This window comes from Sphaerisporangium dianthi (assembly GCF_042654065.1).
Lineage (GTDB): Bacteria > Actinomycetota > Actinomycetes > Streptosporangiales > Streptosporangiaceae > Sphaerisporangium > Sphaerisporangium dianthi.
Genome location: NZ_JBHSFP010000015.1, coordinates 188,666 through 200,874, shown reverse-complemented (window position 1 = coordinate 200,874; position 12,209 = coordinate 188,666). Strand labels below are relative to the sequence as shown.

The 12,209-nt window shown below is 71.6% G+C and carries 10 protein-coding genes; 1 reads left to right on the top strand and 9 read right to left on the bottom strand.

Annotation, left to right across the window (positions count from 1 at the left end; genetic code table 11):
* Positions 1 to 631 precede the first annotated feature (631 nt).
* The 9 genes from tyrS to argC form a co-directional block, all read right to left on the bottom strand.
* Complete coding sequence (gene tyrS, locus ACFO60_RS22190; protein ID WP_380842998.1) at positions 632 to 1,900, bottom strand: tyrosine--tRNA ligase; 1,269 nt, start codon at positions 1,898 to 1,900, stop codon at positions 632 to 634.
* Positions 1,901 to 2,025: 125 nt separating this feature from the next.
* Positions 2,026 to 2,718, bottom strand: coding sequence for a DNA-3-methyladenine glycosylase (locus ACFO60_RS22185; protein WP_380843014.1), 693 nt, complete (start codon positions 2,716 to 2,718; stop codon positions 2,026 to 2,028).
* 53 nt (positions 2,719 to 2,771) lie between these two features.
* Entirely contained in the window at positions 2,772 to 4,196 is a 1,425-nt protein-coding gene (gene argH / locus ACFO60_RS22180) for an argininosuccinate lyase (RefSeq protein ID WP_380843012.1), read from the bottom strand.
* A 200-nt stretch (positions 4,197 to 4,396) separates the two neighbouring features.
* Positions 4,397 to 4,915, bottom strand: coding sequence for an arginine repressor (locus ACFO60_RS22175; protein WP_380842996.1), 519 nt, complete (start codon positions 4,913 to 4,915; stop codon positions 4,397 to 4,399).
* Positions 4,912 to 5,886, bottom strand: a complete 975-nt coding sequence (gene argF, locus ACFO60_RS22170) for an ornithine carbamoyltransferase (protein ID WP_380843010.1) — start codon at positions 5,884 to 5,886, stop codon at positions 4,912 to 4,914. The genes ACFO60_RS22175 and argF overlap by 4 nt, the downstream gene beginning before the upstream one ends.
* 5 nt (positions 5,887 to 5,891) lie before the next feature.
* A complete protein-coding gene (locus ACFO60_RS22165) occupies positions 5,892 to 7,136 on the bottom strand; it encodes an acetylornithine transaminase (protein WP_380842994.1) in 1,245 nt (414 codons plus the stop codon).
* Positions 7,133 to 8,047, bottom strand: coding sequence for an acetylglutamate kinase (gene argB, locus ACFO60_RS22160; RefSeq protein WP_380842992.1), 915 nt, complete (start codon positions 8,045 to 8,047; stop codon positions 7,133 to 7,135). The genes ACFO60_RS22165 and argB overlap by 4 nt, the downstream gene beginning before the upstream one ends.
* Positions 8,044 to 9,195, bottom strand: coding sequence for a bifunctional glutamate N-acetyltransferase/amino-acid acetyltransferase ArgJ (argJ, locus tag ACFO60_RS22155; RefSeq protein ID WP_380842990.1), 1,152 nt, complete (start codon positions 9,193 to 9,195; stop codon positions 8,044 to 8,046). The genes argB and argJ overlap by 4 nt, the downstream gene beginning before the upstream one ends.
* Positions 9,196 to 9,250: 55 nt before the next feature.
* Positions 9,251 to 10,273 (bottom strand): N-acetyl-gamma-glutamyl-phosphate reductase, encoded by a 1,023-nt coding sequence (argC, locus tag ACFO60_RS22150; RefSeq protein ID WP_380842988.1) that lies wholly within the window; start codon positions 10,271 to 10,273, stop codon positions 9,251 to 9,253.
* 190 nt (positions 10,274 to 10,463) lie between these two features.
* Between argC and ACFO60_RS22145 the strand changes: the two genes are divergently transcribed.
* Positions 10,464 to 12,137, top strand: a complete 1,674-nt coding sequence (locus ACFO60_RS22145; protein WP_380842986.1) for a class I adenylate-forming enzyme family protein — start codon at positions 10,464 to 10,466, stop codon at positions 12,135 to 12,137.
* The last annotated feature ends 72 nt before the right edge of the window (positions 12,138 to 12,209 follow it).

Sequence of the window (12,209 nt, the reverse complement as noted above, 5' to 3'; positions counted from 1 at the left end):
AAGGAAAACCATCCCCACACCCGCGAAGAGTGCGGAAGACGGGAGTAATGCATATTCATGCACTGGCTTTTAACACACTGTTGAGTTCTCAAGAAACGGACGCGTACACCAGCCGGAAACCAGACCCGCCAGGAGCCCGACCCCGGTCCGGGGCGTTCATCTCGTGTTTCAAACTTTACCAGTTTCGGACGATCCCCGCAAATCAACCGATCTGCTGTAAACCACCCAGAACTGCTAAAATCTCGTCCACCCCGTCGCCAGGGCAACCCGTCTAACTTACTCCATCGCCCATCGGAAGTCCAACTGAATCTCATATGAGGTTCAGTCCGATCTCGTACTGGGCGACATGTCAAGCCCGGACCCTCCGTCTAGGACGGGGTTCCGAGAGCATGTCGTTCGGGATACCCGGGAGCCAGGCGCCTCTGCGGCGGCCCGCCGTTCCCTGGGGCGAGACAGAACATTAAGCGGCGTCGGGAGGTCCGTCAAATCGATTACGGGAACGATCGCGCAGCTCATCCCATGAAACGGGAAAACTCTCACTCATCCGCTACAAGACTGTTACCTATGGCAACGGCCCCGGGCGGCACGAGAGTGCCGTCCGGGGCCGGGGAGTCGAAACGGAACGAGATCGCTAGCCGGCGGCCACCTCGACGCCGCCCACGGAGCGCTTGCCCTTGCGGAGCACCAGGAAACGGCCGTGCAGCAGGTCGTCGGCGGACGGTGCGTACGCCTCGTCCGTGATCCGCACGTTGTTGAGGTAGGCCCCGCCCTCCTTGACCGAGCGCCGCGCGGCCGACTTGCTCTCGACCAGCCCGCTCTCGGCGAGCAGGTCGACGTAGGAGGCCCCGAGGGCTGGAACGGTGGCTCGGGGCACCTCGGCGAGCGCCGAGGCGAGCGTTCGTTCGGGCAGCTCCTGCAGTGAGCCCTGGCCGAACAGCGCCCCCGATGCGGCGATGACCGCCGCGCATTCGTCGGCGCCGTGCAACAGCGTCGTGAACTCCTCCGCCAGAGCCCGCTGCGCCTCGCGCGCCGCGGGACGCTCGGACGCGCTCTTCTCCAGGGCCTCGATCTCATCCCTGGACCGGAAACTGAAGATCTTCAGGAACCGCACGACGTCGCGGTCATCGGAGTTCAGCCAGAACTGGTAGAACGCGTACGGCGAGGTCAGCTCGGGGTCGAGCCAGACCGCTCCGCCCGCCGTCTTGCCGAACTTGGTGCCGTCGGCCTTGGTGATGAGCGGCACCGTCAGCGCGTGCACGTGGGCGCCCTCGACCCGCCGGATCAGGTCGCAGCCTGCGGTGATGTTGCCCCATTGGTCGCTGCCACCGATCTGCAGGACACAGCCGTGCCGCCGGTGCAGCTCCAGGTAGTCGTTGGCCTGCAGGATCTGGTAGCTGAACTCGGTGTAGCTCAGCCCCTCCCCTGCGAGCCGCGCCGAGACCGACTCGCGGGCGAGCATGCGATTCACCGGGAAGTGCTTGCCCACGTCCCGCAGGAAGTCGATGGCCGACAGCCCCGCCGTCCAGTCGAGGTTGCTGACAAGGATGGCGTTGGCCGGGTCGGAGAAGTCGATGAACTTCTCCACCTGGACGCGGATGCGCCGTACCCACTCGGCGACCACCTCGGTGGAGTTGAGTGAGCGCTCTTCGCTCTTGCCGCTGGGGTCGCCGATGAGGCCGGTGGCGCCGCCGACCAGCCCGATGGCGCGGTGGCCCGCCCGCTGGATGCGCGTGAGCGCGAGCAGCGGGACGAGGTTGCCGACATGCAGTGACGGCGCGGTGGGGTCGAAGCCGCAATAGACCGTGATCGGACCCTCGCTCATCGCGCCACGCAGGGCGTCGATATCGGTGGACTGCGCGATCAGGCCGCGCCAAGCAAGGTCATCGAGGATGTCGGTCACGATCCTGGCCTTCATAGTCGTTCGCCGAATGGGATGAATGCCGGGCTTCCGCCCTGTGTACAGCCTGCCCGATCACCGCACCACTCCGCCACTCGAAAGGCCAGGATGCGCGACCGTCCGGGCGGTCAGCCCGGCCTGGTTCTGGGCACGTGCCTGCGGTACGGCGAGACGGTCGGGTCGCCGTCGATCCAGAAGCGCCAAGGGGTGTCCGCGGCGGACGACACGCCGGTGCGCGGGCCGCAGCGGATCGACGCCGAGTCCACGGGCTCGCCCTCCAGCACCCGCAGCCCGTCCGGGCCTCCGCCCGCGCAGCAGTCGGCACCGTTGTGCTCGCGCCCGATGCCGAGCGCCACGGCCAGCCGGGCGGGGCCTCGGGCCAGGTCGCGTTCGGTGACGGTCCGGCCGGGCCCGGTGAGCGGCGCGGCCGTGCTGGGCCGGTGGCGGCGGGTGCGGGCGGCCTCCACCCCCCGCACCACCTCGCCGGCGCGCAGGAGCACCCCGGAGCCCAGTCCTTCGGGCAGGCAGACGAAGTTGGCGCAATAGTGCATGCCGTAGGTGAAGTAGACGTACAGGTGACCGGGCGGGCCGAACATGACGGCGTTGCGCGGCGTGCGTCCCCGGTAGGTGTGGGAGGCGGGGTCGGACCCGGGCGGGCCGTACGCCTCGATCTCGGTGAGGCGCACGGCCACCGGCCCATGCGCGAGGACCCGTCCGAGCAGGTCGGGCGCCACCTCGGGCGCGGGCCGTTCGAAGAACTCGCGGTCCAGGACGCGCTCGCCCGTGCCGGACGGCTGCCGCCTTGGGATCCACTCGCCCATACCGGACGGCCGCCGCCCCGGGATCCGCTCGCCCATGCCGGACGGCTCTCGCCCTAGGATCCGCTCGCCCACCGCGCCTGGCCGTCGACGGTCTCGCGCAGCGCCACGATCTGGTCGCGCACCCGGTCGGGGGCGGTGCCGCCGTACGCCTTGCGGGAGGCCAGCGCGCCCTGGACGTTCAGCACCTCCAGCGGGCCGGGGACGTCGGAGCCGTCGGCGGCGGGGGCGGTGAAGTGCGGGGAGAGCTTGTTGAGATCCTCCTCGGTGAGCCGCTCGAAGGTGGTGTCGTTGACCTGGCACCAGACCACGAGGTGGCCGACCGCCTCGTGGGCGTCGCGGAACGGCACCCCCTTGCGCACCAGCAGTTCGGCGAGGTCGGTGGCCAGGGCGAAGCCGTCGGGCGCCGAGGACGAGAGGCGGGCGGTGTTGACCCTCATGGTGGAGACCAGGCCGGAGACCGCGGGCAGGACGAGGAGCAGGGTGTCGACGGCGTCGAAGACGGGCTCCTTGTCCTCCTGCAGATCGCGGTTGTAGGTGAGCGGCAGGCCCTTGAGCGTGGTGAGCAGGGACATGAGGTTGCCGATGAGCCTGCCCGACTTGCCGCGGGCGAGCTCGGCCACGTCCGGGTTCTTCTTCTGCGGCATGATCGAGGAGCCGGTGGAGTAGGCGTCGTCCATCTCGATCCAGTGGAACTCCTGGGAGGCCCACAGGACGATCTCTTCGCCCAGGCGCGACAGGTGAACCCCGATCAGTGCCGCGCAGAACAGGAACTCGGCGGCGAAGTCGCGGTCGGCGACGGCGTCCATGGAGTTGGGCGCGGCCGAGTCGAAGCCGAGCTCACGGGCGACGGCCTGCGGGTCCAGGGGCAGCGAGGACCCGGCGAGCGCGCCCGAGCCGAGCGGGGAGACCGCGGCGCGCCGGTCCCAGTCGCGCAGCCGGTCGACGTCGCGGGCGATCGGGTGGACGTGGGCGAGGAGCTGGTGGCCGAACGACACCGGCTGGGCGTGCTGCAGGTGGGTCATGCCGGGCGCGGCGGTGGCCGCGTGCTCCTCGGCCTGGCTGATCAGCGCGGTCTCCAGCTCGACCAGCCGTGACACGATGTGGCGGACGTTGTCGCGGAGGTAGAGGCGCAGGTCGGTGGCGATCTGGTCGTTGCGGCTGCGCCCGGCGCGCAGCTTGCCGCCGAGCGACCCGAGATGCTCAAGGAGCCCGCGCTCGAGGGCGGTGTGCACGTCCTCGTCGGCCACTGTCGGCCGGAACTCGCCCGACTTGCAGGCTTCCTCGAGGTCGTCCAGCGCTCCGATCATGCGCTCGAGCTCTGTCTCGCTCAGCAGCCCCGCGCGGTGGAGCACCCGGGCGTGCGCCCGAGACGCCATCAGGTCGTACGGCGCGAGCCGCCAGTCGAACTGCACGCTCACGGAGAGCCGTGTCAGCGCGTCCGCCGGACCGCCTTCGAACCTGCCACCCCATAGCCGCATGGGCTTGCCACCCTCAGCCACCGTTCTCCTCTTCCTGAGATCCAATGCTCAATCCGCGACCCTAGCCCAAAACGCCGTCCGTCAGCCGGGACGGCCGTCCCGCGCGCCGGGGCCTCCTGCATCCTGCGTGGGTTGATGACGACGAGCCGGTCCTCGGCCATGTCCAGGCGGCGTGGCCGGACCGGTGCGGCGGGCCCGCCTCATGCGGGCTGGCTACGTCGGTCGGTGAGCCTGAGCAGCGACTCCACCAGGAGGGTGCCGCCCGACGGATCCCGGCTGATCACCAGGATGGTGTCGTCGCCGGCGACGGTGCCGAGGATGGACTCCCAGTCGGCGTGGTCGAGGGCCGAGGCGAGGAACTGGGCGGCGCCGGGGGGCGTCCGCACGATCACGAGGTTCGCCGAGGCCTCGGCAGAGACCAGCAGTTCCTCCGCCACGCGCCGCAGCCGGGCCGCCGGTGACTCCGCGCCGGCGCCCGTGCGCGTCAGCGGGATGCGGGCGCCGCCTTCGCCCGGCAGCGCGTACACCAGCGAGCCGTCGTCGGCCCGCAGCTTGAGCGCGCCGAGCTCGTCCAGGTCGCGCGACAGCGTGGCCTGGGTGACCTCGACCCCGCTCTCGGCAAGCAGCCTGGCCAGCTCGGGCTGCGAGCGCACCTGATGGCGTTTGACGAGTTCGGCGATCTTGGCGAGTCTGCCCGCCTTCGTCAGCGGGATCGTCATCGCGTCACGAGCCATTGGAGCAGGGCCTTCTGGGCGTGCAGGCGGTTCTCGGCCTCGTCCCACACGGCGCTCTGCGGCCCGTCCACCACCTCCGCGGTGATCTCCAGGCCACGGTAGGCGGGCAGGCAGTGCAGCACGACGGCGCCGGGGGCGGCCAGGGCGAGCAGCCCGGCGTTGATCTGGTACGGCGCGAGCACGGCGATCCGTTCGTCCTTTCCGTCCTGGCCCATCGACACCCAGGTGTCGGTGGCGAGGACGTGGGCGCCGGCGGCGGCCGCGGCGGGGTCGCCCAGCACCGCGACCGAGCCCCCCGTGGTGGCGGCGATCTCGGCCGCGCGGGCGAGCACGGCCGCGTCCGGCTGGTAGGCGGCCGGGGAGGCGACGCGGACGTGCATGCCGGCGGTGGCGCCTCCGAGCAGGTAGGAGTGGGCCATGTTGTTGGCGCCGTCGCCGAAATAGGCCAGTGTCCGCCCGGCGAGGGCGCCGCTGCGCTCGCGCACGGTGAGCAGGTCGGCCAGTACCTGGCAGGGGTGGAACTCGTCGGTCAGCGCGTTGACGACGGGGACGGAGGACGCCGCGGCCATCGCCTCGACACGCTCCTGGCCGAAGGTGCGCCACACGATCGCGGCGACCATGCGTGAAAGGACGCGGGCGGTGTCCTCGATCGGCTCGCCCCTGCCCATCTGGGAGCCCGCGGCGTCGATGACCATGGGCTGGCCGCCCATCTCGGCGATGCCGACCGCGAAGGAGACGCGGGTGCGGGTGGACTGCTTGTCGAACAGCACCGCGACGGTCTTCGGGCCCTCGAAGGGGCGGTGGCCGTGGCGGTCCTTCTTCATCACCTCGGCCAGGTCGAGCACCTCGGCCTGCTCCGCCGGGCTGAGGTCGTCGTCCCGCAGGAAGTGCCGGACCGCCGTCGAGCCGCCGCTGCGCACGTCCGCCGCGCCGTCGGATCCGGCTTCCTGGACCATGCCGTTCATGCCGCCACCTCCGAGAGGATCGCCGGGAAGGCGGCGAGGAAGGAGTCGATCTGTTCGAGGGTGATCACCAGGGGCGGCGCGAGCCGGACGGCGTCGGGCTGCACGGCGTTGACCAGGAACCCGGCGCGTTGCGCGGCGGCCTGGACGTCGGCGGCGCGGTCGCCGGTGAGCACGGCGGCGAGCCACAGCCCGCGGCCCCGCACGCCGGCGAGCAACGGGTGATCGACGGCCGCGATGCCCTGGGCGAGCCGTTCGCCCGCCTCGCGGACGTGGGCGAGCAGCCCGTCGCGCTCGATGGTGCCGAGCACGGCCAGGGCCGCGGCGGCCGACACGGGGTTCCCGCCGAAGGTGGAGCCGTGGTCTCCCTTGGCGAAGATGGCGCCGGCGTCGCCGAAGCCGACGCACGCGCCGATCGGCATGCCGCCGCCGAGGCCCTTGGCCAGGGTGAGCACGTCGGGGACGATGCCGTCGTGCTGGTGGGCGAACCAGTGGCCGGTGCGGCCGATCGCCGACTGGATCTCGTCCAGCACCAGCAGGGCGCCGGCGGCGTCGCAGATCTCCCTGGCGGCGGCGAAGTAGCCGGCGGGCGGCGGCACGACCCCGGCCTCGCCCTGCGCCGGCTCCAGGAAGACCGCGGCGCAGTCTTGCGTGACGGCCTGTTTGAGGGCGTCGGCGTCGCCGTAGGGGACGAAGCGCACGTCGATGGGGAAGGGCCCGAACTGGTCGCGGATGGAGGCCTTGCCGGTCAGCGACAGCGCGCCGAGCGTGCGGCCGTGGAAGCCGTTCTCGGCGGCGACGTAGTACTTCCTTCCGGTGGTCCTGGCGTGTTTGACGGCCAGCTTGAGCGCGGCCTCGTTGGCCTCGGTGCCGGAGTTGGCCAGGAAGACGCGGCCGGGGACCTTCAGCAGGCTCAGCAGGCGCTCGGCGAGCAGCACCTCGGGCTCGTTGATGAACAGGTTGGAACTGTGGGCGAGCGCGGCGGCCTGCGCGGAGACGGCGCGGACCAGGGCGGGGTGGCCGTGGCCGAGCGAGCTGACCGCGATGCCGGCGATCAGGTCGAGGTAGCGCCTGCCGTCGGCGTCCCAGACGTGGCAGCCCTCGCCGCGCACCAGGACGGCCGGCGGCACCCCGTAGTTGGGCATGAAGGCGGCCTCGAAGCGCTCGGTGAGCGAGGCCGCGCCGGCGTCCAGCAGGTCGCCTCCGGTGTGGCCGGGCGCGCCGGCTCCGCTGACCTGGTTCATGACTCCTCCTCCGGCAGCACCATGGTGCCTATCCCCTCGTCCGTGAAGATCTCCAAGAGCACCGAGTGGGGCACGCGCCCGTCCAGGACGTGGGCCTGGGGCACGCCTCCGCTGACGGCGGTCAGGCACGCCTCCATCTTCGGCACCATGCCGCTGGACAGGCCGGGCAGCAGCCCGGCCAGCTCACCGGCCGTCAGCCGGCTGATCACCTTGGTGGCGGCGCCCTCGCCGGAGGGCGGCCAGTCGGCGTACAGGCCCTCGACGTCGGTGAGGACGATGAGCTTGCCGGCGTCCAGCGCCACGGCGAGCGCTGCCGCCGCGGTGTCGGCGTTGACGTTGTAGATCTCGCCGTCCTCGCCGCGGGCGATGGAGGAGACGACGGGGATGCGCCCGTCGTCGAGCAGGGCCCGGACGGCGCCCGCCTCCACCTTGACGATCTCGCCGACCTGCCCGATGTCGACCTTCTCGCCGTTCACCTCGGCGTGCTTGCGCTCGGCGGTGAACAGGTGGGCGTCCTCGCCCGACATGCCGATGGCGAACGGCCCGTGCCGGTTGATCAGGCCGACGACGTCGCGGTTGACCTGGCCGACCAGCACCATGCGCACGACCTGCATGGCCTCGGGGGTGGTCACCCGCAGCCCCGCGGTGAAGCCGGTCTCGATGCCGAGGCGGTCCAGGTGGGCGTTGATCTGCGGGCCGCCTCCGTGCACGACGACGGGCCGGAGGCCCGCGTGGAGCAGGAACACCATGTCGTCGGCGAAGCCGCGGCGCAGCGCCTCGTCGGTCATGGCGTTGCCGCCGTACTTCACCACGACGGTCTGCCCGCGGAAGCGCTCGAGCCACGGCAGCGCCTCGATGAGGACGGCCGCCTTGGCGTGCGGCCCGGCGGCTCCGGGCGCAGGGGCGCTCATGTGGAGTACGCCGAGTTCTCGTGGACGTACTCGGCGGTCAGATCGGTGGTGTGGACCGTGGCCGAGTGCGGCCCCGCCGACAGGTCGATGATGATGGTCACGTCCCTCGGCCGCAGGTCGACCTTGGCGCGGTCGTCGCCGGCGGCGCCGCCCCGGCAGATCCAGATGCCGTTGATCGCGACGTTGAGCCGGTCGGGCTCGAACACGGCGTCGGTGGTGCCGACGGCGGACAGGACGCGCCCCCAGTTGGGGTCCTCGCCGTGGATGGCGCACTTGAGCAGGTTGGACCTGGCCACCGCCCTGCCGACGGTCACGGCGTCGTCCTCGTGCGCGGCCCCGACGACCTCGATCGCGATGGCCTTGGTCGCGCCCTCGGCGTCGACGAGCAGCTGCCTGGCGAGGTCGGCGCAGACCTCGGTGATCTTCTTCTCGAACTCGGCGGGGTCGGGGGTGACGCCCGCGGCGCCGCTGGCGAGCAGCAGCACGGTGTCGTTGGTCGACATGCAGCCGTCGGTGTCGAGGCGGTCGAAGGTGACGCCGACGGCCTTGCGGAGCACCCTGTCGAGCTCGGCGGCCGGCACGTCGGCGTCGGTGGTGATGACGCTGAGCATGGTGGCCATGGCGGGGGCGAGCATGCCGGCGCCCTTGGCCATGCCGCCGACCATGTAGCCCTCGCCCCGGCGGAAGGCGATCTTGGTGACGGTGTCGGTGGTGCGGATCGCGTCGGCGGCGGCCAGGCCGCCGTCCCGGGACAGCTGCGCCGCCGCGGCGTCGACCCCGGCCAGCAGGGCGTCCATGGGGAGGCGCTCGCCGATCAGCCCTGTGGAGCAGACGGCGATCTCGCCGGCCGAGTCGCCGAGGACGTCGGCGACCTTCTCGGCGGTGGCGTGGGTGTCCTGGAAGCCGGCCGGGCCGGTGCAGGCGTTGGCGCCGCCGGAGTTCAGGACGATCGCCCTCACGCGGCCGCCGGTGAGCACCTGCTGGGTCCACAGGACGGGCGCGGCCTTGACGCGGTTGCGGGTGAACACGCCGGCCGCGGCCCGGGACGGGCCGTCGTTGACGACCAGGGCGACGTCGCGGGCGTCTCTGCTCTTCAGGCCCGCCGCGACGCCCGCCGCGCGGAAGCCGAGGGGCGCGGTGACGCTCATGACCGTCCCTCCCCCGCGAGGATCTGGGTGGCCGGTGTCTTCTCGCTGCGCTCGCTCACGGGGCTACTCCATTGAGGGGGAGACCGAGTTCTTCTGCCAGGCCGAGGGCGAGGTTGGCGCTCTGGATCGCCCCGCCCGCGGTGCCCTTGGTCAGGTTGTCGATGGCGACGACGGCGACCACGCGCCCGGACCGTTCGTCGAGGGTGACCTGCAGTGCGGCGGTGTTGGCGCCGAGCGTCGCGGCCGTCGCGGGCCAGACGCCCTCGGGCAGCAGGCGCAGGAACGGCTCGTCCTTCACCGCCGCGGCGTACGCCTCGCGCAGCGCGGCCGCGGTCAGGCCGGGCACGGCGGGCGCGGTGCAGGTGGCGAGGATGCCGCGGCTCATCGGGACCAGCATGGGGGTGAAGGACACCCGCACCGGCCGGCCCGCGACCTTCGCGAGGTTCTGCTCCATCTCGGGGGTGTGGCGGTGGGCGCCGCCCACGTTGTAGGCACTGGCCGAGCCCATGACCTCGCTGCCGAGCAGGTTCGGCTTGAGCGACCGGCCGGCGCCGGAGGTGCCGCTGGCGGCGACGACCACGACGTCCGGCTCGGCGAGGCCGGCCGCGAAGGCGGGGAACAGGGCCAGGGTGGCCGAGGTCGGGTAGCAGCCGGGGACGGCGATGCGCCGGGCCGCGCGCAGCAGTTCGCGCTGGCCGGGCAGCTCGGGCAGGCCGTAGGGCCAGGTGCCGGCGTGCTCGCCACCGTAGAAGTGGGCCCACTCGGCGGGGTCTTGCAGCCGGAAGTCGGCGCCGCAGTCGACGACCAGGGTGTCCTCGCCGAGTTGCGCGGCGATGGCGGCGGACCGCCCGTGCGGGAGGGCCAGGAAGACGACGTCGTGGCCCTTCAGCGTCTCGGCCGTCGTCTCGGCAAGGACCCGGTCGGCGAGGGCGGGAAGGTGCGGCTGGTGGGCAGCCAGTGTGCCGCCCGCGCTGGACCCGGCGGTCAGCGCGCCGATCTCGAAGGCGGGATGGGTCAGCAGCAGGCGCAGCAACTCGCCCCCGGCGTAGCCACTCGCTCCGGCGACGGCCGCTTTCATCGACTCACCTCGCATGACCATGCATTCGGCCTCATGACCTTTACAGAGAAAGAGTATGCATGCCTCAGCATCGTCATGCAAACCAACATCGCCGCAACAGCCGTGTGAGCGCGAGCCCTGTTCTCCGTACCTACCGGTCGGTATCGTCACCTCCACAACGGCAGCGACTCACCCCCGGGAGTATCCGCGCATGACTGTCACCCATGACCAGGTCCAGGCACAACTCACCGGACCGGGCGGGCTCTTTGAGATGGAGGAGGTCGAGATACGCGGCTCGAAGCTCCGGACCTGGAAGCACGCTCCTGCGACCTTCCGTGCCCTGCTGGAGAACAGCCGCTTCCACGGCGAGGCGATCTTCCTCGTCTACGAGGACGAGCGCATCAGCTACGAGGAGCACTTCCGCCGGGCCGCCACGCTGGCCGTCCGGCTGGTCGAGGACTACGGCGTGACCAAGGGTGACCGCGTCGCCATCGCGATGCGCAACTACCCCGAATGGGTCATCGCGTTCTCCGCGGCCCTCGCCGTCGGGGCGATAGCCGTCCCGCTGAACGCCTGGTGGACCACACCCGAGCTGGAGTACGGCCTTTCCGACTCGGGGGCCAAGGTGCTCGTCGCCGACGGCGAGCGGGCCGAGCGGCTGCGCGGGACAGCCATCCCCATGATCGTCACCCGCGCCGCGGGAGACCTCCCGCCAGGGGCCCGCGCGTTCGGCGACGTCCTCGGCGAGGTGCGCGCCGAGGCGAGCCTGCCGCCCGTCGAGCTGGACCCCGAGGACCCGGCGACCATCTTCTACACCTCCGGGACGACCGGCAGCCCCAAGGGCGCGCTCGGCACCCACCGCAACGCCGCCCAGTCGCCGATGACCGTCGCCTACGCGCTGCTGCGCAGCATCGCCATGGCCGGCAAGGATCCCTCGACCGCCTTGGGCACCCGGCGGATCACGCTGCTCGCGGTGCCGCTGTTCCACGTCACCGGCTGCTTCGCGGTGATGACGGCGACCATGTTCACCGGCGGCGGCCTGGTGCTGATGTACAAGTGGGATCCAGGGCAGGCTCTCCGGCTCATCGAGCGCGAGAAGGTCACGATCATGACGGGCGTCCCCACCAGCGCCTGGCAGCTGCTGTCGCACCCCGACTTCGGCAAGTACGACATCGCAAGCCTGGGCGGCATCAGCTACGGCGGCGCGCCGGCCCCGCCCAAGCTGCTGGAGCGCATCGGCGACCAGCTGCCCCAGCGGCAGGCCTCCAACGGATACGGGATGACCGAGACCACCGCGCTGGCCATCTACAACAGCGGCCCGACGTACCTGTCCAGGCCCGACAGCATCGGCCTTCCGCTGGCCGTGTGCGACGTGCGCATCTCCGACCCGCTCGGCGGCGAGCTTGCGACCGGCGAGGTCGGCGAGCTGTGCATGCGAGGCCCGAACGTGATCGCCGGCTACTGGAACCGCCCTGACGCCACCGCGCAGACCTTCGTGAACGGCTGGCTGCACACCGGCGACCTGGCGAGGGTGGACGAGGACGGCTACGTCTACATCGTCGACCGGGCCAAGGACATGGTCATCCGGGGCGGCGAGAACGTCTACTGCGCCGAGGTCGAGGCCGCCCTGTTCGAGCACCCCGCCGTGGACGACGCCGCGGTGATCGGCATCCCGGACGACGAGCTCGGCGAGCAGGTCGGCGCGGTCGTACGGCTGAAGCCGGGCACGTCGGCCACCGCCGAGGAGCTGCGGGAGTTCCTGCGCGGAGTGCTCGCGCCGTTCAAGATCCCGGTGCGCTTCTGGTTCCGCGACACCGAACTGCCCCGCAACCCGGGCGGCAAGATCCTCAAGACCCACCTGCGCAGAGAGACCCTCGGCCTCTGACCTCCCCGCGGCCTGGACGCTCCCGGCCGCCGGGCCGCGACGAGGCGCCGGTCACCGCAGGCGCCGAGACGT

Bases quoted from the DNA above. Each gene is read 5' to 3' on its own strand.
- ACFO60_RS22175 (WP_380842996.1), bottom strand. From the start codon at position 4,915: ATGACGATCCCGCTGACGAAGGCGGGCAGACTCGCCAAGATCGCCGAA.
- ACFO60_RS22165 (WP_380842994.1), bottom strand. From the start codon at position 7,136: ATGAACCAGGTCAGCGGAGCCGGCGCGCCCGGCCACACCGGAGGCGAC.
- argH (WP_380843012.1), bottom strand. From the start codon at position 4,196: ATGCGGCTATGGGGTGGCAGGTTCGAAGGCGGTCCGGCGGACGCGCTG.
- argJ (WP_380842990.1), bottom strand. From the start codon at position 9,195: ATGAGCGTCACCGCGCCCCTCGGCTTCCGCGCGGCGGGCGTCGCGGCG.
- argB (WP_380842992.1), bottom strand. From the start codon at position 8,047: ATGAGCGCCCCTGCGCCCGGAGCCGCCGGGCCGCACGCCAAGGCGGCC.
- ACFO60_RS22145 (WP_380842986.1), top strand. From the start codon at position 10,464: ATGACTGTCACCCATGACCAGGTCCAGGCACAACTCACCGGACCGGGC.
- argC (WP_380842988.1), bottom strand. From the start codon at position 10,273: ATGAAAGCGGCCGTCGCCGGAGCGAGTGGCTACGCCGGGGGCGAGTTG.
- ACFO60_RS22185 (WP_380843014.1), bottom strand. From the start codon at position 2,718: ATGGGCGAGTGGATCCCAAGGCGGCAGCCGTCCGGCACGGGCGAGCGC.
- argF (WP_380843010.1), bottom strand. From the start codon at position 5,886: ATGGTCCAGGAAGCCGGATCCGACGGCGCGGCGGACGTGCGCAGCGGC.